The 24,678-nt window shown below is 63.4% G+C and carries 10 protein-coding genes and 1 pseudogene; 8 read left to right on the top strand and 3 right to left on the bottom strand.

Features of this window, described 5'->3' with window-relative positions:
- Window positions 1-45: 45 nt before the first annotated feature.
- Window positions 46-1,278, bottom strand: a complete 1,233-nt coding sequence (locus B9A31_RS06605; RefSeq protein ID WP_019099496.1) for an acyl-CoA dehydrogenase — start codon at window positions 1,276-1,278, stop codon at window positions 46-48.
- Between the two features lie 140 nt (window positions 1,279-1,418).
- On the opposite strand from B9A31_RS06605, the gene B9A31_RS06600 reads away from it, so the two are divergent.
- Together B9A31_RS06600 and B9A31_RS06595 are read left to right on the top strand one after the other, a co-directional pair.
- On the top strand, window positions 1,419-2,345 hold the full coding sequence (locus B9A31_RS06600; protein ID WP_019099497.1) for a LysR family transcriptional regulator: 927 nt from the start codon (window positions 1,419-1,421) through the stop codon (window positions 2,343-2,345).
- A gap of 187 nt (window positions 2,346-2,532) precedes the next feature.
- Window positions 2,533-3,687, top strand: a complete 1,155-nt coding sequence (locus tag B9A31_RS06595; RefSeq protein WP_084296751.1) for a cysteine desulfurase family protein — start codon at window positions 2,533-2,535, stop codon at window positions 3,685-3,687.
- A gap of 59 nt (window positions 3,688-3,746) precedes the next feature.
- Here B9A31_RS06595 and B9A31_RS06590 read toward each other — a convergent pair whose 3' ends face one another.
- The gene (locus tag B9A31_RS06590) at window positions 3,747-4,400 is read right to left on the bottom strand and encodes an oxygen-insensitive NAD(P)H nitroreductase (RefSeq protein ID WP_019099499.1); all 654 of its coding nucleotides are present in this window, start codon (window positions 4,398-4,400) and stop codon (window positions 3,747-3,749) included.
- 103 nt (window positions 4,401-4,503) lie between these two features.
- Between B9A31_RS06590 and B9A31_RS06585 the strand changes: the two genes are divergently transcribed.
- The 5 genes and pseudogenes from B9A31_RS06585 to B9A31_RS06570 all read left to right on the top strand — a co-directional run bounded on the left by B9A31_RS06585 (window position 4,504) and on the right by B9A31_RS06570 (window position 10,970).
- Entirely contained in the window at window positions 4,504-5,427 is a 924-nt protein-coding gene (locus tag B9A31_RS06585) for a LysR family transcriptional regulator (protein WP_019099500.1), read from the top strand.
- Window positions 5,428-5,644: 217 nt separating this feature from the next.
- A complete protein-coding gene (locus tag B9A31_RS06580; protein WP_025752710.1) occupies window positions 5,645-7,888 on the top strand; it encodes a TonB-dependent receptor in 2,244 nt (747 codons plus the stop codon).
- A gap of 78 nt (window positions 7,889-7,966) precedes the next feature.
- Complete coding sequence (locus tag B9A31_RS06575) at window positions 7,967-10,414, top strand: TonB-dependent receptor plug domain-containing protein (RefSeq protein WP_084296750.1); 2,448 nt, start codon at window positions 7,967-7,969, stop codon at window positions 10,412-10,414.
- A gap of 8 nt (window positions 10,415-10,422) precedes the next feature.
- Window positions 10,423-10,506: pseudogene (locus tag B9A31_RS27685) on the top strand (ABC transporter ATP-binding protein); the annotation flags it as partial.
- A 167-nt stretch (window positions 10,507-10,673) separates the two neighbouring features.
- On the top strand, window positions 10,674-10,970 hold the full coding sequence (locus B9A31_RS06570) for a chorismate mutase (protein WP_019099503.1): 297 nt from the start codon (window positions 10,674-10,676) through the stop codon (window positions 10,968-10,970).
- Between the two features lie 56 nt (window positions 10,971-11,026).
- Here the strand turns inward: B9A31_RS06570 and B9A31_RS06565 are convergent, their stop codons facing one another.
- Window positions 11,027-22,393, bottom strand: a complete 11,367-nt coding sequence (locus B9A31_RS06565; protein WP_084296749.1) for a peroxidase family protein — start codon at window positions 22,391-22,393, stop codon at window positions 11,027-11,029.
- Between the two features lie 543 nt (window positions 22,394-22,936).
- Here B9A31_RS06565 and B9A31_RS06560 point away from each other — a divergent pair.
- On the top strand, window positions 22,937-24,673 hold the full coding sequence (locus tag B9A31_RS06560) for a type I secretion system permease/ATPase (protein ID WP_019097807.1): 1,737 nt from the start codon (window positions 22,937-22,939) through the stop codon (window positions 24,671-24,673).
- The last annotated feature ends 5 nt before the right edge of the window (window positions 24,674-24,678 follow it).

The raw sequence follows: 24,678 nt of genomic DNA, 5'->3' as shown, positions 1-24,678 counted from the left end.
AAAGCCGCGAAGAGGCCGGTACAGGCTAACAACAATCAACGCCTGTCACCGCCCGCTGGTACGCAACATCTCCACCGGCACATACTTGCCAATCTCATACTTGCCAATTGCCGCCCGGTGCACTTCATCCGGCCCGTCAGCCAGGCGCAGGGTGCGTTGCATGGCGTACATGTAGGCCAGTGGGAAATCGCCGCTCACCCCTGCCCCGCCATGTATCTGGATCGCCCGGTCGATCACTTTCAAGGCCACGTTCGGCGCCACCACCTTGATCTGCGCGATCTCGCTGCGGGCCACTTTGTTGCCGACGGTGTCCATCATGTAGGCCGCTTTCAGCGTCAGCAGCCGGGCCATGTCGATCTCCATACGCGAGTCGGCAATCTTGTCGACGTTGCCACCCAGCCGTGCCAGCGGCCGACCAAAGGCGGTGCGTTCCACCGAGCGCTTGCACATCAGTTCCAACGCACGTTCGGCCATGCCGATCGAACGCATGCAGTGGTGGATACGGCCCGGGCCAAGGCGACCCTGGGCAATCTCGAAACCGCGGCCCTCACCAAGGATTACGTTTTCATACGGCACGCGCACGTTTTCGAAGAGCACTTCGGCGTGACCATGCGGGGCATCGTCATAGCCGAACACCGGCAGCGGGCGGACGATCTTCACACCGGGCGCATCGGTGGGCACCAGCACCATCGAATGCTGCTGGTGGCGCGGGCCTTCGGGGTCGGACAGGCCCATGAAGATCATCACCTTGCAACGCGGGTCGCAGGCGCCGGAGGTCCACCACTTGCGGCCGTTGATCACCCACTCGTCACCGTCACGCACGGCCGTGGCGGCCATGTTGGTGGCGTCCGAGGAGGCCACGTCCGGCTCGGTCATGGCGAACGCCGAGCGGATCTCGCCACGCAGCAGCGGCTCCAGCCATTGGCGTTTCTGCGCTTCACTGCCGTAACGCACCAGCACTTCCATGTTGCCGGTATCCGGCGCCGAGCAGTTGAACGGCTCCGGGCCAAGCAACGAGCGGCCCATGATTTCCGCCAGCGGGGCGTATTCCAGGTTGCTCAGGCCGGCGCCGTATTCCGATTCAGGCAAGAACAGGTTCCATAGCCCTTCGGCGCGGGCCTTGGCCTTGAGCTCTTCCATGATTGCAGTGGGCTGCCAGCGGTCGCCCTCGGCGACCTGGCGCTCGAACACCGCTTCGGCGGGGTAGACATAGGCGTCCATGAACGCAGTAACGCGCTCGCGCAGTGCCTGGACCTTGGGCGAATAGGCGAAATCCATCGGGGCTACCTTCACGGTTCGGGGTACATGGGCCAGAGCCTAGAGCAGCATGCGCCCATCCATCTAGTCTATTTTCCGCGTGTATAAACATTCATAACCGATATATGATCCGCCAATAACTCCAACAAAGAGCGGCGCCCATGAACCTCAGCAAGGTCGACCTCAACCTGTTCATCGTGTTCGATGCGATCTACACCGAAGCCAACCTGACCCGCGCCGGGCAGATTGTAGGTATCACGCAGCCAGCGGTGTCCAACGCCCTTTCGCGGTTGCGCGAAACCTTCAACGACCCGCTGTTCGTGCGCACCGCGCAGGGCATGGTGCCCACGCCCATGGCACAGAACATCATCGGCCCGGTGCGCAACGCCCTGGCGCTGTTGCGTACGTCGGTGCAGGAAAGCCGTATCTTCAACCCGCAACAAGCCAACAAGACCTTCCGCATCAGCATGACCGACCTGACCGAGGCGGTAATCCTGCCCCCACTGTTCCAGCGCCTGCGCCGCCTGGCGCCGGCGGTGCTGATCGAGAGTTTCCTGTGCAAGCGCCGCGAAACCACCAAGGAGCTCGCCGCCGGCCGCCTGGACTTCGCCATCGATGCCCCCCTGAACACCGACCCGCAGGTACGCCACGTCAAGCTGATGCAAGACCATTATGTCTGTGCCTTGCGCCAGGGCCACCCGCTGGCCGACAGCAAGCTGACCCTCGACAGCTACCTGGGCATGACCCACATCCATATCTCCAGCCGCCGTAACGGCCTGGGCTATGTCGACCTGGCGCTGGGCAAGATGGGCGTACAGCGCAAAGTGGCCTTGCGCTCGCAGCACTACCTGATGGCTTCGCAGGTATTGCAGCAAACCGACATGGCGATGACCGTGCCCGAGCGCTTCGCCCGCCGCCATCAGCTGCGCTATCACCCCCTGCCGGTAGAAGTACCCGCGCTCGAAACGCACCTGTACTGGCATGAAAGCACCGACCAAGACCCGGCCAACCGGTGGATGCGTGAGCAAATCACCGAACTGTGCGAACGCGTGGTGGCTGAGGAAGAAAGAGCCTCGGAGCCCGCCTGAAGATACGCACAAGGGATCGCTCATGGCCACCAAGGAGAAAAAAATCCTACAAATCTACAAATAAATAGGAAATCTATGTGGAGGCACCCAAAAATGCACTGTGGGAAGTAAAAAATTTCTCTCGGATGGCGGATACGCTTACTCCATCAATCGCCGATTTCACGGCGACAGACATGGACCTGCCTCAATGCCTAGCGCCCCGCTCTACTTTGATTACGCCGCCACCACTCCAGTCGACGACCGGGTCATCGAAACCATGCTCGCCAGCCTTGGCAGCCAAGCCAACTTCGGCAACCCGGCGTCCAGTGGTCATGCCTTCGGCCAGGCTGCCCGACAAGCCGTGGAGCAAGCCCGCCAGCAAGTGGCCGAGCGTGTCGGCGCACACGTCGAGCGCCTGGTCTGGACCTCGGGCGCGACCGAGTCCAACAACCTGGCGCTAAAAGGCATTGCTCAAGGCGCCGGCCAGCCTGGGCACCTGATCACCAGCCAACTTGAACACAAAGCCGTGCTCGACACCGTGGCCGAACTGGAGCGCCAAGGCTGGGCCGTTACCCGCCTGGCCCCGGATGCCGCCGGCCTGATCCAGCCCGCCAGCGTACAGGCCGCACTGCGCCCCGATACCCGCCTGGTATCGTTGATGGCGGTCAACAATGAGCTGGGCACGGTCACCGACTTTGCCGCCATTGGTGAGCAGGTGCGTGCCCACGGTGCCTTGCTGCACGTGGACGCAGCGCAGGCCGTGGGCAAGCTGGCCATCGACCTGAACACGATGGCCGTGGACCTGATGTCGTTTTCGGCACACAAGGTTTACGGGCCAAAAGGCATCGGCGCGCTATACGTCGGGCCACGCGCCCGTGCGCTGATGCGTGCGCAGATGCACGGCGGCGGCCATGAACAGGGCCTGCGCTCCGGCACCCTGGCGACCCACCAGATCGCCGGCATGGGTAGCGCTTTTGCCTTGGCCGGCCAACCCGGTGACAGTGAGTACCAGCACCTGGAACAACTGGCAAAGCGTCTGCGCGAAGGCCTGCTGGCCTTGCCCGGCGTCAGCCTGAACGGCTGCGCCAGCCAACGCATTCCCCATACCCTGAACCTGTGCATCGACAGCAAGGGCTTCAACAGTGCGGCGCTGGCCAATGAGTTGGCGTTATCGACCACCTCGGCCTGCAACTCGGCCAGCCATGCAGCCTCACATGTGCTGATGGCGCTGGGGCTGGACGAGCACCAGGCACGCAACAGTGTGCGCTTGAGCATCGGGCGCTTCAGCACCGAGGCCGAAGTGGACAAAGCGATCGACGTATTTGCCCGGGTACTGACAACAGCATCCGCAGCGTTGTGGTAAGCCGCGCCCTGGCGCGGCCTGCCGCACGGCGTCACCGGGGCACCCAGCGCCCGGTAACCTCACAGGAAGGTGAACACCTGCGACGCCGGCAAGCGTGACTTGTTCAGCCCGGCGTTAAAGTCCGTTTCAGCACGATAGCCCAGGCTAAGGATCACCACGCTGGTGAAGCCACGTTCACGCAGCCCCAGCTCGGCATCCAGGATCTTGCTGTCGAAGCCCTCGATGGGCGTGGCGTCCAGGCCATGTGCCGCAGCCCCCAGCAATGCAGTACCCAATGCCAGGTAGGTCTGCTTCTCCATCCAGTGCTGCACGTCCTTCTGGTCATGACGGTGCAGGTCGACGTAGTGACGGCGGCTCTGGTTCTGCGCGGCTCGCGCCTGCTCATCGCGGAAACGGCCATCGGCAGCTTCCTGCTCGAGCACGGCATTGAGGTGCGCTTCGGGCATTTCGGTACGGGTGCAGAACACAATCACGTGCGAAGCATCGAGCAGTTTAGGCGTGTTGTAAGCAAAGCGCTCCGTGGTGCTCTTGGCCAGGCGGGCCTTGCCTTCGGCCGTGTCGGCGACGATGAAGTGCCAGGGTTGGGAATTGACCGAGGACGGGCTGTGGCGCAGTTGCTCGAGCAGGGCATCGACAGTGGACTGGGGAATGCGGCGCGAGGCATCGTAGGCTTTGGTGGTGTAGCGGCGCTTGGCCAGCGAGACGGTATCCATGCAACAACTCCGGAATGTACAGGGGATTTGCCGGGCATCTTATCTTTCCTGCCGCAAAGAAAAACCGGCACAATGCAGCAACACTTTCACACCTGGAGTGAAGATGCTGCGCATCACCGACCTCGAACTGTTCGTGCGCAGCAGCGTACTGGGCAGCTTCACGGCCGCCGCCCATGAAGCCGGTCTGCTGCCGGGGCAAGTGGCTGCTGCGATCAAACGCCTCGAACGCGACCTCGATGTGCGCTTGTTTGCCCGTACCACCCGTAGCCTGCGCCTTACCGCCGAAGGCGAGCGCTACTTGCCGACCGCCCTGAACGTGCTGGATAGCCTTCGCCAGGGGCGCGAAGACCTGCATGGCAACCCTGGCACCCTGCGTGGCACCCTGCAGGTGTCGGCGCCTTCCGACCTGGGCCGCAACATGCTGTTGCCCTGGCTGAGCGCCTTTCGCCGGGAGCACCCGGCCCTGCACCTGCGCTTCTTTCTGTCCGACCAGATTGCCGACCTGAACCGTGACCCGGTGGATGTGGCCATCCGCTATGGCCTCAACCAGGATGCCAACTACATCGCCCTGCCCTTGGCCAGCTGGAATCGCCGGGTGCTGGTGGCATCGCCCGAGTACCTGGCCCGCCACGGCCACCCGGTCACGCCCGAAGCCCTGCAAGAGCATGCCTGCCTGCTGTACATGCAGCACAACCGGGTCTACGACAAGTGGCGGGTGGGCAACCGCACCGTGCAGGTCAGCGGGCCGCTGGTCAGCGACGATGCCGACGTAATCCGCCGTCTGGCCCTGCAAGGTGAAGGCATCGTCTACAAATCGTGGCTGGACGTAAGCGCCAATATTGCAGCCGGCGAACTGCAGATCATCCTGCCCGAATACCTGGGTGAATCCGTGCCTGTAACCCTGGTTTGCCCACACCGCAAACAACTCACGCCTGCGGTGTCGCAACTGCACCTGTGCCTGCGCGACCACTTCGAGGTCCTGCGTGCTCGCGCACTGAACAACGGTTGCACAATCGTCCCGAACTGAGTGCCAGCAGGCAGCGAGCAGAGCACAAAAATGCTCGCAACAGGTTGCACGCCACCACTGCTGCCCCAGCAGCACCCGCCCAGCACTCGACTGCTGCGCAACCTGCAACACCGCCGGAACAATCCAATAAAAACCATATATATCAATAAGTTAAAAAAATGGCACAGTCCCTGCTCTAGCCCTCCCCAACAACGCTTTACATACGGGGAGATCCACCATGCATCCGCTCAATCCACTGGCCCGCCAGATCAGCCTTGCGCTGCTGTTGGCCGGTACCGGCAGCCAGGCCATCGCCGCCGACGAAGACAACAAGAACGAACCCGCCCTTGAAACCGTAACGGTCACCGCTCAGCACCGAGAGCAGACCTTGCAGGAAGTACCGGTTGCCGTGTCGGCCATCAAGGGCACCAGCATCACCGCCGATGGCGTGCGCTCGATGGGCGACATTACCACCTTCGTGCCCAACGCCTCGGCCAAGAACCCCGATGGCGACGGTCGCCCGCGTTGGTATATCCGCGGTCTGGGCACCGGCGATACCGGCGCGGCAACCGTCTTCCCGGTGGGCATCTACGCGGACGATGTCTACCTCAACGCGCCCATCGCCGGTGGCGGGCCGCTGTTCGACCTGGAACGCATCGAAATCCTGCGCGGGCCGCAAGGCACCCTGTATGGCAAGAACACCACGGCCGGCGCAGTGAACGTGATCTCGAAGAAGCCCACCTTCGACACCGACGGCTATGGCACTGTCGGCTTCGGCAGCAAGAACGAGCGTATTGTCACCGGTGCCATCGGCGGTGCGCTGGTCGATGAAAGACTGGCCGGGCGAGTAGCGCTGTATTCCGAAGAGCGTGACGGTTTCCAGAACAACGACTTCGACGGCAACACCTACGGTGATGTGAACAAGAAAGCTATCCGTCTGCAGTTCCTGGCCCAGCTCAACCCGGACCTGGACGCCCTGCTCAAACTGCACAGCCGCCAGTTCAAAGGCGATGGCAGCAACGGCTCGCTGCCGGTTGGCCGCTACTACAACGTCGGCTACGAACGCCCGCACGGCCGCGATATCTCGCTGAACGTCAACGAAGACTATCGCCTGGACCACGACGGCGCCTCGCTGACCTTCAACTGGTACCTCGGCGATTACACCCTGACCTCGATCAGCGCCTACGACTACATCCGCAACCGCTCCACCAGCGATGCCGACTACACCCCCTACGAGGTCAACGGCGCGGCCATCACCGACAACAGCTACCGCCAGTGGTCGCAAGAGCTGCGCCTGGCCTCGCCGGAAGACCGCCCGCTGCACTGGCTGGTGGGTGCACACTACTTCCATGAAGACCTGGACAGCTCGGCGCAACGCATCGTCACCCCCGGGCCGACGCCCAACGGCACCGGCTCGAACCAGGTGGGCACCACCGCGTTCCGTGACCTGGGTTACGACCACCGCACCGACAGCTATGCGCTGTTTGGCAACCTGACCTACGACTTTACCGATGATTTCAGCGTCACCGGCGGCCTGCGCTGGACCCAGGAGAAGAAAGACATCGACCTGGACCTGGTGCAACTGACCCGCGCCACCGCCAGCGGTCCGCTGATCCCGCTGGGCGGTGTGGGCACCAACGGTAACCGCCAGGAAGACAAGACCTGGGAGGCCTGGACCTACGACCTGACGCCCGAGTACCGCATCAATGACAACCTGCGGGTGTTCTTCCGCTACGCCCACGGTTTCCGCTCGGGCGGTTTCAACACCGGGCTTTCGACCAGCCTGGCACAGCTGACCACGGTCGACCCGGAAGAGCTGGATGCCTACGAGCTGGGGCTGAAGTCGGAGTGGTTCGATCGCCGCCTGACCGTCAACGCCAACCTCTTCTACTACGACTACTCCGACATCCAGGTGAACCTGCTGACGGTGAACAACGGCGTGCTCACCACCGCACTGACCAACGGCGCCAAGGGCAAGGTCAAAGGCGCAGAACTGGAAATCGAAGGCCAGCCGACCGAGCGCCTGCACCTGCGCGCGGCGGTGTCGTTCCTCGACACCGAGTACACCGACTTCAAGAACACCAACCCCAACACCGGCGCGGTGACCGGCGACTACAGCGGCAACAGCTTCGTGCGTTCGCCGCGCAACGTGGTGTCGCTGGGTGCCGACTACACCATCCCGCTGGAAGTGGGGGGCAAGCTGGTGGCCGGTGGCGACGTGAGCTTCCGTGACAAGGAGTACTTCCTGGCCGACCGCCAGAGTAGCGCCGACGAAACCCTCAGCCAGCCCCACTACACCTTGGCCAACGCCCGCCTGAGCTGGTTCAGCCACGACGACAAGCTGAGCGTGACCGGTTTCGTCAACAACCTCACCGACCGCCGCTACCAGGTACACGGCCGGCCCAACGGCACCGCCGGGCAGTACGTGATCACCTATGGCGACCCACGCACCGTCGGGCTGAGCGTTACCAGCCGGTTCTAGGTTGCCCTTTCGGGCCTCATCGCCGGCTCGCCGGCGATGAGGCCAGTACTGCCAATACATCATTCAGCAGGAACACCCATGCCCCACCACACCCCCTTGGCCAGCGCCATTGCCCTGGCCATCGCCGGCCTCGCCGTGCCCGCCTTCGCCGCCGAACCCAACGACCGCCTCGACACCGTGGTCGTGGTCGGTACCCACCGCAGCGACGTCACCGCCCTGCAAAGCGCCGCGCCGGTCGATGTGCTGAGCGGTGAAAAACTCCAGGAAACCGGCGCCAGCGACCTGTCCGCGGCACTCACCGCGCTTTCGCCCTCGTTCAGCTTCCCGCAGTCGCCCCAGGGCGCCTTTGCTGGCTCGATTGCCCAGGGCGCCTCGCTGCGCGGCCTGGCCTCGGACCAGGTGCTGGTGCTGGTCAACGGCAAGCGCCGCCACACCAGTGCCAACGTCACCCGCCAAGGCCTGGTCAACGCCCGTGGCGCGGCAGCCGTGGACCTCAGCCTGATCCCGCTGTCGGCCATCGAACGGGTGGAAATCCTGCGCGACGGCGCGGCCGCCCAGTACGGCTCGGACGCCATCGCCGGGGTGATCAACATCGTGCTCAAGGAGCGTGACGAAGGGGGTAACGCCGGCTACCGCTTCGGCGGCTACAAGAAAGGCGACGGCCTGCAACGCAAGCTCAGCGGCTGGAAGGGCTTTGCCTTGCCCAACGACGGCTTCCTGACACTGGCCTTCGACGCCGGCAGCCAGGACCCGGCGAGCGACACCCGCGACGACAACCGCATCTTCTACCCCGGTTCCACCAGCATCGACACCGCGCGCGAGCAGAACAACCGCTACCGCAACTGGCGCTGGGGTTCGGGCAATGTCTCGGACCAGTACAACTTCACCGCCAACGCCGAGATGGGTCTGAGCGAGGGGCTGAGCGCCTACGGTTTTGCCACCTACGCGCACAAGAATACGGATGCCGAGAACTTCTTCGACCCGCCCACCACGTTGCGCAACAACTACGGCAGCGTAGCCCTGGCGCGCTACCCGGACGGCCGCCTGCCGGTCACCCGCTATGGCCTGGAAGACTTTGCCGTCACCGGTGGGCTGCGCTTTGAAAACGAAACCCTGGGCAACTTCGACCTGGCGTTGAACTACGGCGACAACCGGGTCGATTCCACCGACCACGACGCGATCAACCCCAGCTGGGGCAGCGCCAGCCCATCGACCATCTACACCGGCCGCCGCGAAGCCGACCAGACCAACCTGACCCTGGACTGGACCCGCGACTTCGCCAACGGCTGGCTGTTCAAGCCGCTGACCGTTTCCGCCGGGCTGGCCTGGCGCCAGGAAAACTACGACCTCAGCGAAGGTGACGCCGCCGGCTGGTCAAACGGGCCGCTGTTCAACACGATCGACCCCATCACCGGCAGGCGCATACCCGGTTACTACTCGGGTATCACCCAGGTCGATGCCGTGTCGCTGGACCGCCGCGTGATCGGTGCCTACTTCGATGTCGAAGCCCAGCTGACCGAGAAATTCCAGGCCGGCGTCGCCGTGCGCAGCGAGCACTATTCGGACTTTGGCGACACCACCAACGGCAAGCTGTCGTTGCGCTACGACTTCACCCCGCAGATTGCCGCGCGCGCCAGCGCCAGCACCGGCTATCGTGCGCCCTCGCTGGTGCAGAGCGGGTTGTCGTCGTTCAGCGTACAGGTGGTGGAACAGCCCCCAGGCAGTGGCAACTGGGTGGAGGTGCAGCAGCGCACCCTGCGCGCCGACAGCCCGGAAGCCGCTTTGCTGGGCGGCAAGGCGCTGAAGCCGGAAGAGTCGACCAACTTCTCCGTGGGCCTGGTCTGGCGGCCGTTGCCCAATGCCTCGGTCACCTTCGACGCTTACCGCATCGACATCGACAACCGCATCACCCTGTCCGATCAGTTGCCGGCCTCGGTGGTGGGCCCGATCTTCGCCGGCACCCCCTATGCCAACATCCAGAGTGCGGCGTTCTATACCAACATCGCCGACACCCGCACCGACGGTTTCGAGTTGGCTGGCCATTATCAGCTGGACGTGGGCCGCTGGGGGCGCGTGGACTTCAACGGCGGCTATGCGCGCAACAACACCCGAATCACCGGGCTTGATGATGTGGGCAACATCCCCGGCAACCAGATCATCGGCCGCAATACCCAAGGGCTGATCGAGGACGGCACGCCCAAGGACAAGCTCACGCTCAGCGCCAACTGGCTGTATGACAACTGGAGCATCACCGTGGCCCAGCGCCGTTATGGCGAGTGGAAAAACCGCAACGCCGCAAACCCCACGCTGGACCAGACCTTCAGCCCGCAGTGGGTAACCGACCTGGATGTGTCGTACCGCTTCGACCTGGGCCTGACCTTGTCGGCGGGCGCGATCAACCTGTTCGACAGCCACCCGGACAAGCTCAAGGGCGCGCAGTTGTATGGCGTGCCTAAATACTCCATCACCAGCCCGGAGGGGGCGCAGGGAGCGTTCTACTACACCAGCGTGAGTTACGATTTCTGATCTGAAACCGCCGCCCTGCGGTGATCATGGTGTCCCACGATAGTGAAGAGGCGCTGTACCTTGGTGACCGGGTGATCATGCTTCCTGCGCACGTTGAGCCCGGTGCCAGCCCGCAACCGGGCAGAAGTACTGTGCTGGCCTGGCGGGCAACTACGGGCATTACGGGGCCCCCAGGAACGCTACGTTGAACGTGCGCGACGACTTCTAAGGCTCAGCACCTGTGGTACTGTCCAGCATCCCCCCCCAAGGAGCTTCACACATGGACGTACGCTGCACATCGATTGAAGACGTTCGCGCGCGCATCGACCACATCGATCAGAACCTGGTCGCCCTGCTCGCCCAACGCGGCCAGTTGGTGGCCCAGGCGGCCGCTTTCAAAAAGACCACCGATGACGTGCGCGCACCGGCGCGGGTCGAGCAGGTAATTGCCAAGGTGAGGGGGGTTGCCGAAGAAACGGGGGCTTCGCCAGAGGTGGTGGAGCGGGTTTATCGGGCGATGATTGCAGTGTTCATCGATGAAGAGTTGAGCGTGCATGCCAGTTTGGCCGGCAAATAAACCGGGGCTGCATAGCAGCCCCGGTATTTGAAGACAACACCTTACCCCTGGGCTCCTCAACCCGCCAAGGTGAAGTCCGCTGCCGTTACTGTGGTTGCATCCGCCACCCCTACCAGGCGGATGGAGTCGGTGGCGCCAATGCTGACCAGCGTATCGTCGCCAACATCGGCGATGGTGACGCTGGCGGCAAAGGTCGCCGCAGTGATGTTGAAGGCCGTGATATCCAGCAGGTCCTGGCCACCGGTCGCGTTGCTGTCGAAGTTGATGATCAGGTCATTGCCGAAACCGGCGGCGAACTGGAAGACATCATTGCCATCAGTGGCCATCATCGTGTCATCGCCGGCACCGCCGTTGACCGTGTCGTCGCCAACATCACCGTTGAGGAAGTCGTTGCCACTGCCACCGGACAGGATATCGTTGCCAGCATCACCGAACAGCGTGTCGCTGCCTGTGCCACCGTTCAGAATGTCGTTGCCAAGGCCACCATCGAGGCTGTCGTTGTCGTCACCGCCGTTCAAGGTGTCGTTGCCACTGCCACCCCGCAGCTGATCGTTACCCGCGCTACCGTTGATCACGTCGTTGCCACCGCCTGCAATGATGAGGTTGTCCATGGTGTTACCGCTACCGATGAAGTTACCAGCCCCGGTGTAGACCAGGTTCTCGATGTTGCTGCCCATACCATAGATTGCCAGCGTGGTACGCACGGTATCCGTACCAGCCCCGCTGGCTTCGATCACCACATCTCCGACGTTATCCACTACGTAAGTATCGTTGCCGAGCCCCCCCACCAAACGGTCCGCGCCTGCACCGCCATTGAGCAGGTCGTTGCCAACGCCACCGGTGATGATGTTATCCAGCGTATTACCGCCACCGATGAAGTTGCCTGCCCCGGTATAGACGAGGTTCTCGATGTTGCTGCTCATGCCGTAGCTCGCCAGCGTAGTACGCACGGTATCCGTACCTGCACCAGTCGCCTCGATCACCACATCTGCGGCGTTATCCACCACGTAGATGTCGTTGCCAAGGCCACCCACCAGGCGGTCAGCACCCGCACCGCCATTGAGCAAGTCGTCGCCAGCGCCGCTGGTGATGATGTTGTCCAGCGTGTTACCACCACCGATGAAGTTGCCCGTGCCGGTGTAAACCAGATTCTCGATGTTGATGCTCATGCCATAACTGGCCAGAGTGGTACGCACGGAATCCGTACCGGCACCCGCGCCCTCGATCACCACATCTGTGGCGTTATCCACCACGTAGATGTCGTTGCCGAGGCCACCCACCAAGCGGTCAGCACCCGCACCGCCATTGAGCAAGTCGTCACCCGCGCCACCGGTGATGATGTTGTCAAGCGTGTTACCACCACCGATGAAGTTGCCCGTGCCGGTATAGACGAGGTTCTCGATGTTGCTGCTCATACCATAACTGGCCAACGTTGTACGCACGCTATCCGTACCCGCCCCCGCCGCCTCAATCACCACATCCCCAGCGTTATCCACCACGTAGGTGTCGTTGCCGAGACCACCCAGCAAGCGGTCAGCACCTGCACCGCCATTGAGCAGGTCATTGCCAGCGCCGCCGATAATGACGTTGGCCAGCGTGTTACCGCCACCGATGAAGTTGCCCACCCCGGTATAGGTCAGGTTTTCGACATTGGCACCCAGGTTGTAGCTGGCCAGGATGGTCTGCACCAGATCTACACCGCCGTTAAGCGCTTCGCTTACCGTGTCGCCGACGTTGTCGACCACGAAGGTGTCGTTGCCAGCACCGCCGGTCATGGCATCCGCGCCAAGCCCGCCGTTGAGGATGTCGTTACCAAGCCCGCCGTCAAGAACGTCGTTGCCAAGCCCGCCAAACAGCTGGTCGGCGCCGTCCAGGCCCGAGATCACGTCATTGCCTGCACTCCCAATCAGGATATCGGCACCGTTGGTGCCGACCAGCGTCAACCCTGGTACTGCAGCAGTCGCCGCCGAGGTGAGTGTCTCCACGGTGCCGAAAGCATCGGTGTAGCGCACGATCACCTGCAATTGCTGGCCTCCCTGGTTGAGGCCTGGCGTGAAGGTGGCCGCAGTGGCGCCAACGATGTCGGTGAAGACGCCACCGGTACCTTGCTGCCACTGGAAGCTGAACGCCCCCAGCCCGTCAATGTCGGCAATACTGCCGGTGAGTGCCGTCAGCGTCTGCCCGATGTCTGGCGTGGTGTCGCTGATCAGCAGCGCACCGGTCGGGGCATCATTGACGTTGGCCACAGGGTCGAGGATGTCGGAGGCGATGCTTTCCTGCACACCAAAGTCATCCACGTAGCTGACCACCACCCGCATGTTCTGCCCCACTTGCGCCTGGGTCAGGACAAAGGTGCTGCTGATGGCGCCAACAATGTTGACCCAGCCCAGACCCCGGTTGGACTGCCACTGGAAGGTGAACTGCGGGTTGCTCAGGCCGTCGGCATCGACGATGGTTGCCGTGTTGGCCGTCAGTGTCTGGTTCTGCACCAGCAACCCGGTCACGGTCGGGCCAGCACTCGGCGCGCTGTTCGCCGACGAGTCGACGATTTCCAGCGTGCCCTTGGCGTCCTGATACACCGCGCGAACGCGGATGCTCAGGCCGGCCACGTCGTCCGTTACGCGGTAAGTGGTGCCAATGGCCCGCGAGACCTCCCCTGCGGCAACGAAGGTGATGTCTTCGTAAACCCCCGAACCCGGCAGCGTTTCGACTTGCCAGTAGTACGCTACCGGGCCGTTGACTGCACCGGTAGGGTTGGCCGCACTGACGTTGTCCGCATCGCGCACGGCCAGCGGTGTTACACGCAGCAGCTGACCACTGACGGGGGTATCGTCACGCAAACCGGTGGCCGCATCGAGAATCGCCAGGTGCCCCGTAGGGCCGGCGTTCACGGCAGTGCCCACACCCGACGCCTGCGAGCGGTCAGAGAACTGCAGCCGCTCGATACCGGTCAGGCGGTCGACACCATCACGCCCGGCCACCAGGTCGGTGACGATCACCGCGTTGCCATCGACCACCACGCTGTAGTCGGTGGCCACCCCCGAGAACACCGCCGTGTCATAGCTGTCGGTGCCATTGAGGATTTCCCGGATGATCACCAGCTGGCCCGGGTTGTAGGTGCCATTGAGCATCAGCGGCACCATCGGCTCCATGCTGTCGAAACTGGCGATTTCCGGGCCGGTGCCGTCGCTGTTGGCGCGCACGCTGATGCGCACGTTCAGCCACTTGTCACCGTCGAGGATGTCGTCGCCACCACGGCCTTCGATCAGGTCGCTGCCGCTGCCGCCGAGGATGATGTTGCCGCCATCGTAGAACGTCGCCCCGGCAGCCAGCAGGCTGGACAGGCCGTTGATCAGGTTGATGTTGGTCAGCACGCTGCCCGTGGCGCCATTGGTCGGCAGGCTGGCGGCGTCTTCGTTGTCACCGCGCAGGAAGTCGCCATGGGACGAGCCGGAAAGGCCTTCCATGATGTCGAAGCGCACCAGCGCCGACGCGCCCGAGCCCGGTACCGGCGGCACATCGAAGAAGCGGTCGCTGTAGTCGACGGTCACGCCCTGGGCCAGGTCCTTGAAGGTCGCCCAGTCGTAGCCGGAGCCGCCGATATAGCGGTCGCCGAAGCCCAGGCTGCCGACCATGATGTCGTCGCCGCCTTCACCGTTGAACTTGTCGTTCTCGTTGCCGCCGATGAACACGTCGTGGCCGATGATCGGGTCGTTGCCGAGTGGGTCGAAGTTGTCGCCAGGCGCACCGTCCGAGGTGCCCTTCTCGATCCAGTCGTCGCCTTCGTTACCCATATCCTGTTCGTTGGCCTTGCTGCCCAGGATAAAGTCGTTGCCCTGGCCGCCAATGGCTTCGGAAGCGTCCTCACCGGTGACGATGAAGTCGTTGCCGAAACCGCCGATGATCAGGTTGACGCCATTACCGCCGTGCAGCACATCGTTGCCGTCGCCGCCCTGGATGTTGTCGTCACCGCCCATGTCGCTGATGATGTCGTCGCCGGCGCCACCGCGCAGCTGGTCGTTGCCGTCGCCACCCTCGATGCGGTCGTTGCCGCCATCGCCCCAGACCGTGTCGTCACCCTCGCTGGACACCAGGATGTCGTCACCGTTGGTGCCGCCCAGCACGATGTGCTCGGCACCGGCATAGCGGATGTAGTTGGTGTCCGGGCCAACCGTCAGCGGGCTGTCGCGGAACACCACCTGCTCGCCGTTCTCGCCCAGCGGGTCGGCATTGCCCAAGCCGTCGTTGTATTGCTTGCTCTGGTCCAGTTCCAGGTAGAAGCCCGGGTCGGAGAACACCAGGCCCGGCAGGTGGGTGGCCGAGGTGTTGGCCATGATCAGCTTGGCGAACGAGTTGCTCTCCAGCTCGGCGTTCATCGACAGGCCAGAGGTGCGCTCCAGGTAGTAGAAGCGGTCACCGTCCTGCAGTTTCTCCATCTGGTTTTCGAACACGAAGTTGAAGGTACTGCCGAGCATGCCGCCGAACGGGGTTTTCGCCTCGGCCAGGCCGCCGATCCACAGGTCGATGGCATCGACACCGGTCACGGTCACAGCCTTCAGGTCATCGGCCGTACCCAGCACGCCATCCTTGCCCGGCAGGGTCACATTGGCCCAGGCACCACTGCTGTTGAGGAAGTCCAGGCGATCGGCCGGCGCACCATCGCCGCCGAACACCAGGGCCATGGCCGCAGCGCGTTTTTCGAGCAGGGTGGTGGCACCGGTGATGCTGCTGTGGGTGCCGTAAGCCGCGATGAAGTTGATCAGCGACTCGGGGTGCTTCAGGTGCTGCACCAGGTCGACCCAGCTGGTGTACGGTTTGAGCTGGGTGTCGCCGGTTTGCCCGAAGATGTCGCGGCGCACAGCGTTCAGCGAAGGGATGCCGACATCACGGCCACGGGCGATGTTGATCGCCGGCAGGTCGAGCGGCAGGCCAAGCAGGTTGTTGCGCAGCGCCTCGGTGACGAACTCGTCGATTTCGTTACCGGCCTGGCGAGTAACCCCGCGCACGATGGCGCTGGTGGCATCCTCGGGGGTGACGCCACTGGCGGCATACGCCAGCGGGTTGAGGAACGCCGCGATCAAGCCCAGTTGCTGTTCGGGGTTGGCACTGGCCGGGTCCTGGATGACGTTGAAGTCGACGTCAAAGCGGTCGACAGTCTCGGTCAGCATCGAGTGGCCAAAGCGGTACACGGTGTGGGCGAACTCGGCCACGATCGACGCATCGAGGTCCACGTCATACACCTGGGTCGGGGCGAAGAACAGGTCGACCCGTGGTTGCACGGTACGGGCGAACTCTTCGAACACCAGGTGCTGATACTGCATCTCGGTACCGAACTTGGCCGCTTGGAACAGGCGTTCGCCGTTCCATACCAGGGCATCGATCTCGGCCGGGGTGACCGGCAAAGCGGTGACCGGGTTGAGCAGCCACTCATTGAGGAACGCCAGGTCGCCCGAGTCGAGCACGGTGTCCATGGTCTGCGCCACCAGCCGGTTGTGCTCGGCGTGGAAGACGGCATGCACGGCGGTCAGGCCGATGTTCTCGTTGACCCGGCCGTCGCCGGCAATGTAGTGCGCATCCAGCAGTTCGTTGTCGTAGGCCAGGTTGGCCCCGGTCTGCGGGTTGACGGGCACAGCGTTGCCGGCCACGTCGTCGGCATCCGGCGCCAGCACACCACCGCTGAACACCGGCACGGCATTGTGTGCAATGTCGGCGAGGAACTGGTGCCCCGTGCGCACGGCATTGGTCAGGTCGAGCGGCGCCAGCGGGTTGCCTTCGACCTGCTGGTCATCGGCCGTGCCGGCAATGCCGTCCAGGCCCTTCATCACCACCATCGGGTAGCCGTTCGGCCCCTTGATGAAGTTGCCGTAGGCGTCGGTGGCGAGCAAAGGCACGTTGTCGACGTCGGCGTCGGTCAGGTTGATGCCGAGCAGGTCGCGGGCCTGGGCCTTGACCACCTTCCAGGTGGCCATGCCACCGATTTCGGTGTCGTCGCCGGTGCCGAACTTGCCATCGGCGCCCAGGTCACGGTTGGTGATCAGGCGGCCTGTAGCGACAGGGCCATCATCGGTCATGATGTAGGCGCGCAGGAACACTTGGTGCGAGGGGTGCGAGCTGTAGGTCTGGTTCTGGTCCACGAACGGCGTGGTGGTGTTGGTGTGCTCGTGAATGTCATCGGCGTTGCCGAGGATGCCATCCGGCCCTGGCAGGTTGGTGGCACGGGTTACCACCATGAAGTTGGTGAAACCACCCTCCACGTACAGCGGGTCATCCGGCTGCAGCGGGATGTAGATGGTACCCGAGCCGCCCTTGGTGACCAGGTCCAGACCATGGTCGAAGAACTGTCCGAAGAAGGTCATCCACGCGTTGAACGGCGCGGACAACCCGGCATCGGCTGCAGTGTTTTCGAACAGGTACACATCGTGGTCGTCGGTGGTGCCGAACTGGCCATCCATGCCGGGGCTGGCAACGATGCGCACGCCGTCCTTGAGCACGTCGTCGTTGCCTGGCGTGCCGAAGTTGAGCACGCCGTCCGCGCCCGGGTCATACGCGGTGGCATAAGCCGCCGGGTTGTTGGAGGTCTGGTCGACCACCAGGTTACTGATGGTACGCGGCTGCGAGTCGAACACCGGGCCGCTGGTTTGCTGGTACGACGTCCCCGGAATGGCTGGCGAGCCAGGCCCGAAGAACCCGGCCGGGGCACCCTCTGCCGGGTTGAATACCGGGTCGGTCACGCGTGGGAAGACGTTGTCGGCGGCACCGAACTGGGTGTTGTTGGTGCCGTTGAGGTTCATCAGGTTGTTGTTCGAGCCATCTACCGCACGTAGCCCCAAGGGCGCGCGGATGTTGGGGATCAACGAAAGGATGTCCTGCCCGGCGGCATCGGCTTCGGCGATCTTGATCTGGGCCAGGATGAAGTTCAGGTCGGAGCGCACCATGTGCAGCCCTTCCCCCCCAGCGGTGGCATCCACGACCGGGGTGGCCGGCGTCGGCACCACCGGTGCGCCCGGCTGTACCACGGCCGTGGGCTGCGAGAAGAGCACTTCGGTAGTGCCATGGGCGTCCTGGTAGATCGCCTTGACCCGCAGGCTTAGCCCGGCCAGGTCTGGCGATACCTTGAACGACGTACCGTCGGCGCTCTGGAACGCCAGGTCGCCGGCCGGCAGCAGGATGATGTCCTGGAACACACCACTGCCCGGGTCGGCCTCGAACTGCCAGTAGTACGAAACCGAACGGTCGGCAAGTGTGCCGGTCAGGTTGCCCGCGCTGACGTTGTCGGCGTCGAGCACGCCCGCCACGCTCACTGTCAGCATGTCACCCACAGTGATCGCACCGCCGTTGCCATCGAGCACGGTCGGGCTGCCGGTGGGTTGCGCGTTCACCCCTTCCACCAGCACGCGCTGGCTGTCGGCGAACTGCAGGCGTTCGATGTGCAGGAGGGTATCCACGCCATCGCGGCCGGCCACGGTATCGGTCACCGTCCACACGTCATCGGCAACGTCAGCCGTGCCTTTGGTGTTCTGGGTCACCACATATTCGCTCTGCACCCCCGCGTATATGGCAGTGTCAAAGGCCGCGCCGCCGGTCGAGGTACCCGGCAGGATTTCCCGCACGGCTTTGAGCTGACCTGGGTTGTAAGTGCGGTCGAGCATGAACGGGATCATGTCGACCATGCTGTCGAAGCTGGCGATCTCTGGCCCGGTGTGGTTGACGTCGCCTGGGGCATACACCGCAATGCGCACGTTCAGCCATTTATCGCCATCGATCAGGTCATCGCCGCCACGGCCTTCGATCAGGTCGCTACCATTGCCGCCGAGCATGATGTTGCCGGTGGCAAAGCCGGTGGTCGGCAACCCGGCATCGGCCAGGAACTGCTGCAGGCCGCGGATCAATGCCACGTTGGTCAGTGCGCTGCCGGTGGCACCGCCATGGTTGAGGATGGTCACGGCATCGACGTCATCGCCCTTGAGCACATCGGCGTAGTTCGAGCCGGACACCCCTTCCACCTCGGCGAAGCGGTCGAGGATGCTGGCCGGCGAGGCGCCGACCGGGTTGAATACCCCGGCGTTCTGGTTTGGTGCATTGCCATGGGGCTGGGCCAGCGCGGCCAGGCTCAGGTCAACGGTAACGCCGACCTTGTCGTTCTTGTTGGTGATCCAGTCGAAGCCGGACATGCCGTCCATCTTGTCCTGGGCATCGCTGCCGACAAAGATGTCGTCGCCGCCTTCACCGATCATTTCATCAAAACCACCGCCCCCGACGAAGATGTCGTTGCCGACCACCTCATCACCCAGCAGCGGCGCAAAGTTGTCGCCGGGCGCACCGTCCTGGGTGCCCTTCTCGATCCAGTCGTCGCCCTCGTTGCCGGTGGGTGGCAGGTTGGTCTTGGCACCGAGGATGAAGTCGTCGCCCTGGCCGCCGAAGGTGGTGGAAATATCCTCGGTGGTGATGATGAAGTCCTGACCGTCGCCGCCCAGAATCAGGTTGCCGGCCACCAGCATGCTGCCAGCGACGATCACGTCGTTACCGGCGTTGCCCTCCAGGCGGTTGTCGCCGAACGAGTCGGTGATGATGTCGTCACCTGCACCGCCCAGCACGGCATCGTTGCCAGCACCACCTTCAAGCACGTCGTCGCCGGCATCGCCGTAAACGGTATCGTCACCTTCGCCGGAAATGATGATGTCGTTGCCGGCAGTGCCGCCGAGCACCACATGGTCTTCACCGGTGTAGTGCAGGAAGTTGCTGTCGGGCCCAACAGTGTCAGGGTTGTCGCGAATCACCAGCGGTACGATTTCCACGCCGTTGATTTCGATGCCGCCCGTTGGGTCGGCCTTGCCGTCGGCCCCCAGCCCGGTGAACTGGTTGGCCTGGTTCACTTCCAGGGTGAAGGTGGGCGTGAGGAACACGGTGTTGGACAGGTGGGTGACGTCGGAGTTGGCCATGATCAGCTTGGCAAAGGAGTTGTTCTCCAGTTCCGTGCCGAAGTTCATGCCCGCCGTGCGCGACAGGTAGTAGAAGCGGTCGCCGTTCTGCAACGCTTCCAGCTGGGTTTCGAAGACAAAGTTGAAGCTGGAACCCAGCATGCCGCCGAAGGGCATTTTTTTCTCGGCCAGGCCGCCGACCCAGAAGTCGATGGCATCGACACCTGTCACCGTCACGCCGGCAATGTCGTCGGCCGTGCCGGCGATACCGTCTTTGCCGGCCAGCGTCACGTTGGCATAGGCGCCGGTGCTGTTGAGGAAGTCCAGGCGATCGGCAGGCGCGCCGTCGCCGCCAAGCACCAGCGCCACTGCGGCGGCGCGCTTGGCCGCTTCGGTGGTGGCCCCGGTGATGGTGGCGTGGGTGCCGTAGGCGGCGATGAAGTTGATCAGCGACGCCGGGTGCTTGAGGTGGTCGGCAAAATCGACCCAGCTGATGTAGGCCTTGAGCTGGCTGTCACCGGTTGCGGCATAGAACTCGCGGCGCGCCTCGTTCAGGCTGGGGATACCGGTGTCACGGCCACGGGCGATGTTCAGCGCGGGCAGGTCCAGCGGCAGGCCAAGCAGGTTGTTGCGCAGCGCCTCGGTGACGAACTCGTCGATTTCGTTGCCCAGCTGGCGGGTCACGCCGCGAATGATCGCACCGGCTGCCTCGTCGGCGGTGGCACCGCTGCCGGCGAAGGCCAGCGGGTTGAGGAAGGCGGCAATCAGGCCCAGTTGCTGATCCGGGTTGGCGGGGTCGCCCGACACCGGGTTGAAGTCGGGGTCGAAGCGGTCGACGGTTTCGGTCAGCATCGAGTGGCCGAAGCGGTACACCACATGGGCGAACTCGGCGAGGATGGCCGGGTTGATCGACGTGTCGTAGCCGTTGGGGGCGAGGAACTCGTCGATCTGCGGCTGAATGGTGCGCGCGAACTCTTCGAACACCAGGTGCTGGTACTGCATTTCGGTGCCGAACTTGGCGGCCTGGAACAACCGCTCGCCGTCCCATACCAGTGCGGCGATGCCGGCTGGCGTGGTGGGGATGGCGGTGACATCGTCGATCAGCCACTCGTTGAGGAACGCCAGGTCACCGGCGGCCAGCAAGGTGTCCTTGGTCTGCTGCACCAGGCGGTTGTGCTCGGAGTGGAACACATGGTGCACGGCAGTAAGGCCGATGTTTTCGTTCACCCGGCCGTCACCGGCGATGTAGTGGGCGTCGAGCAGTTCGTTGTCGTAGGTCAGGTTGTTGCCGCCTGGGCCAACTGGCTGGGCGTTGCCTACTGCGGTGTCGGCATCGGCCTGCAACACACCGCCCACCACCACGGGCGCGGCGTTGTGGGCAATGTCGTCAAGGAAGCCATGCCCGGTGCTCACGGCGTTGGCCAGGCTGATCGGCGCGTTGCGGTCGCCTTCGACCAGTTGGGTGACGTCGTCGGCCGTGCCGGCAATACCATCGGCGCCATTGTTCACCCGCATCACCACTTGCGGCATGCCGTTGGGCCCACGCAGGAAGTTGCCATAGGCATCGGTGGCCAGCAGCGGCACGCTGTGCACGTCGGCGTCGGTCAGGTTGATACCCAGCATGTCACGGGCCTGAGCCTTGACCACCGCCCAGGTGGCCATGCCGCCATTCTCGCTGTTGCCATCGTCAGCTGTGCCGAACTTGCCGTCCGCGCCCAGGTCGCGGTTGGTGATCAACCGCCCGGTGGCCACCGGGTCGCCTGCGGCATTCAACGCATATTCGCGCAGAAACACCTGATGCGAGGGGTGCGAGCTGTAGGTCTGGCTCTGGTCGACGAACGGCGAGGTGGTGTTGGGCTGGCTATCGTCGGCCGTGCCCACTACACCATCGGCACCGGCGGTACGTACGGCACGTGAAAGCACCATGAAGTTGGTCGGGCTGCCAGCCACGAACAGCGGATCGTCGGGGCGCAGCGGAATGAACACGATATCGGTGCTGCTCTTGCTCACCAGGTCAAGACCGTGGTCAAAGAACTGGCCGAAGAAGGTCATCCAGGCGTTGAAGCCAGCCGTCAGGCCCACGTCGGGCGAGACGTTGGGGATGAAGAACACAGGCTTGTCATCAGCGGTGCCGAACACCCCATCGATCCCCGGGCTCATCACCGGAGCAGCACCGCCATTGGCCTCGACCGCAGCCGGGTTGTTCGCCGTCTGGTCGACGATCAGGTTGCTGATGGTGCGCGGTTGTGAATCGACGACATTGCCGGTGCCCACATAGTTGGCGCGGTAGGAGGCATCGAGCAAGCGCAGGAACGCGTTGTCAGAAGCGCCGAACTCGCTTTGCCCGGCGACCAGGTTGTTGAAGCTGCCATCCACGGTGCGCAGGCCGAACGGCACCTGACTGTTGGGCAGCAGGTCGATCAGGCTGGCGCCATCTGCGTGGGCTTCGGCGATGAAGATCTGTTTGAGGATGAATTCCAGGTCTGACTTGCTGAAATTGGCCATTTCAATTGCCCTCGATCATTCAAGAGAAATCACAGGGCAACAGGGTCCTTCCCGCGCCCAGTCAGTGTTGACGTGCGCAGTATCTGGTTCTTTTTTAAGGGCTCGGCGGCTCAATGCTGTTGTGTTGGCGCCTCAGCCTCATTACTCGAAAGCCGGCCCCACCGCTCCGGGAGGGCCTGTTAACCGTGCGATACAGGTGTAACGCACGTGCATCGACCCCAGCTTGCACAGGGCCCGAATACTTCAGACTAAAGTCGCAGGGCAAAAGCTTGTCAATATCCCGTCAAAAAAATCGTTCGATGATGATAATGCGATGCAAATAGCTGTTTTTCTGGCACTTATAAAAAGTTCAAAGTATTAATAGAGCAAAATGATATTACCGAATGTTTCGTTGCAACCTACGCTCGTGCATGTGGGAGCAACGCAGCGTTTTGGACTATTCGCCATAAGAGCGACCCGCCTGCGAGCCGACCAAGAAGCCACAACTACCGTTGTACGGGGCGCCGCAAGGGCTTCCCGACTTGTAACGAAGGGAGGCCCCCGATGCCTAAGCCACCACGCACCCGCTCCGAGCTGGCCGACGTGCTCTTTCGCTTGCGCCGCAGCTTCTATGCCCTGGCCGCCTTTAGCGGCGTGATAAACGTCATGATGTTGACGCCAGCTATTTATATGCTGCAGGTGTATGACCGCGCGCTGGTCAGCCGCAACGTCACCACACTGGGCATGCTCACGCTGCTGGTGGTCGGGTTGTTCCTGTTGATGTCGGCATTGGAGATGACCCGTACCCGCGTGCTGATCCGGGTGGGCAACTGCCTGGACATGGACCTCAACCGGCGCATCTTCAGCGCCGCGTTCGAACGCAACCTGAGCCGCGCCGGCGGCAACCCGGCCCAGGCCCTGCAGGACCTGGCGCAAGTGCGGCAGTTTCTGACCGGCAACGGTTTGTTCGCCTTTTTCGATGCACCATGGACGCCGATCTACCTGGTGGTCTGCTACCTGATCCACCCTTGGCTCGGGCTGGTCACGATGATTGGCTCGCTGATCCTGGTGGGCCTGGCCTACCTCACCGAGAAGGCTACGCAAAAGCCACTGGCCGAAGCCAATCAGGCCGCCATGACGTCGGCCAGCTACGCCAACAACAACCTGCGCAACGCCGAAGTGATCGAGGCCATGGGCATGCTGCCGTCAATCGGCAAGCGCTGGTACCAAGGGCACTTGCGCATCCTGCAGATGCAGACCCTGGCCTCCGACCGCGCGGCGCTGATCAGCAGCACCGGGCGTTTCGTGCGCATCACCTTGCAGTCGCTGATCCTCGGTACCGGTGCGTTGCTGGCAATAGAAGGCAAGATCACCCCCGGCATGATGATCGCGTGTTCGATCCTGACCGGCCGCGCCCTGGGCCCGGTGGAACAGGTGATTGCCTCCTGGAAGCAGTTGCTCGGTTGCCGCTTGGCCTGGGGCCGGCTCAACGACCTGCTGCAAGACTATCCGCAGCGGCCACCGAGCATGTCGCTGCAGCGGCCGATGGGCATGCTGGCCGTGGAAAACGTGATCGCCGGTGCCCCCGGCACCACCACCAGCATCGTGCGCGGGGTCAGCTTCAGCCTGGTGCCGGGTGAAAGCTTAGGCATCATCGGCCCTTCGGCTTCGGGCAAGTCTACTCTCGCCCGCCTGCTGGTGGGTGTGTGGCCGGCCCAGGCCGGCAAGGTGCGCCTGGATGGTGCCGACATCTTCACCTGGAACAAGGCCGAACTCGGCCCTTGGCTGGGCTACCTGCCGCAAGACGTGGAGCTGTTCGAGGGCACCATCGCCGAAAACATCGCGCGCTTTGCCGAGGTGGACAGCGATGCGGTGATCCGTGCTGCCCGCAGCAGCGGCGTACACGACATGATCCTGCACTTCCCGCAGGGCTACGACACGCGCCTGGCCGCCGACGGCACCCCACTGTCCGGCGGCCAGAAGCAGCGTATCGCCCTGGCCCGCGCCCTGTATGGCGAGCCCAACCTGGTCGTGCTGGACGAACCCAACGCCAACCTCGATGACGTCGGCGAGAAGGCCCTGGTGGATGCGCTGGCCGAGTTGAAGGCGCGCGGCGCCACGGTGATCCTGATTTCCCATCGGCCCAATGTGCTGTGTGCAGTCGACAAGATACTCATGTTGCGCGACGGCGCTGTGCACATGCTCGGCAGCCGCGACGAAGTATTCGCGGCGCTGCGCAAGGCTGCCGTGATTCCAGCGGCCGGTGCGGCACCGCTGGCTTCGGTCAAAGTAAGGGAGTAGCCGAT

Source organism: Pseudomonas sp. URIL14HWK12:I5, from assembly GCF_900176445.1.
GTDB lineage: Bacteria > Pseudomonadota > Gammaproteobacteria > Pseudomonadales > Pseudomonadaceae > Aquipseudomonas > Aquipseudomonas monteilii.
This window is presented reverse-complemented; position numbering and strand designations above follow the sequence as displayed.

Bases quoted from the DNA above. Each gene is read 5' to 3' on its own strand.
- B9A31_RS06580 (WP_025752710.1), top strand. From the start codon at position 5,645: ATGCATCCGCTCAATCCACTGGCCCGCCAGATCAGCCTTGCGCTGCTG.
- B9A31_RS06560 (WP_019097807.1), top strand. From the start codon at position 22,937: ATGCCTAAGCCACCACGCACCCGCTCCGAGCTGGCCGACGTGCTCTTT.
- B9A31_RS06585 (WP_019099500.1), top strand. From the start codon at position 4,504: ATGCTGCGCATCACCGACCTCGAACTGTTCGTGCGCAGCAGCGTACTG.
- B9A31_RS06575 (WP_084296750.1), top strand. From the start codon at position 7,967: ATGCCCCACCACACCCCCTTGGCCAGCGCCATTGCCCTGGCCATCGCC.
- B9A31_RS06605 (WP_019099496.1), bottom strand. From the start codon at position 1,278: ATGGATTTCGCCTATTCGCCCAAGGTCCAGGCACTGCGCGAGCGCGTT.
- B9A31_RS06595 (WP_084296751.1), top strand. From the start codon at position 2,533: ATGCCTAGCGCCCCGCTCTACTTTGATTACGCCGCCACCACTCCAGTC.
- B9A31_RS06565 (WP_084296749.1), bottom strand. From the start codon at position 22,393: ATGGCCAATTTCAGCAAGTCAGACCTGGAATTCATCCTCAAACAGATC.
- B9A31_RS06590 (WP_019099499.1), bottom strand. From the start codon at position 4,400: ATGGATACCGTCTCGCTGGCCAAGCGCCGCTACACCACCAAAGCCTAC.
- B9A31_RS06600 (WP_019099497.1), top strand. From the start codon at position 1,419: ATGAACCTCAGCAAGGTCGACCTCAACCTGTTCATCGTGTTCGATGCG.
- B9A31_RS06570 (WP_019099503.1), top strand. From the start codon at position 10,674: ATGGACGTACGCTGCACATCGATTGAAGACGTTCGCGCGCGCATCGAC.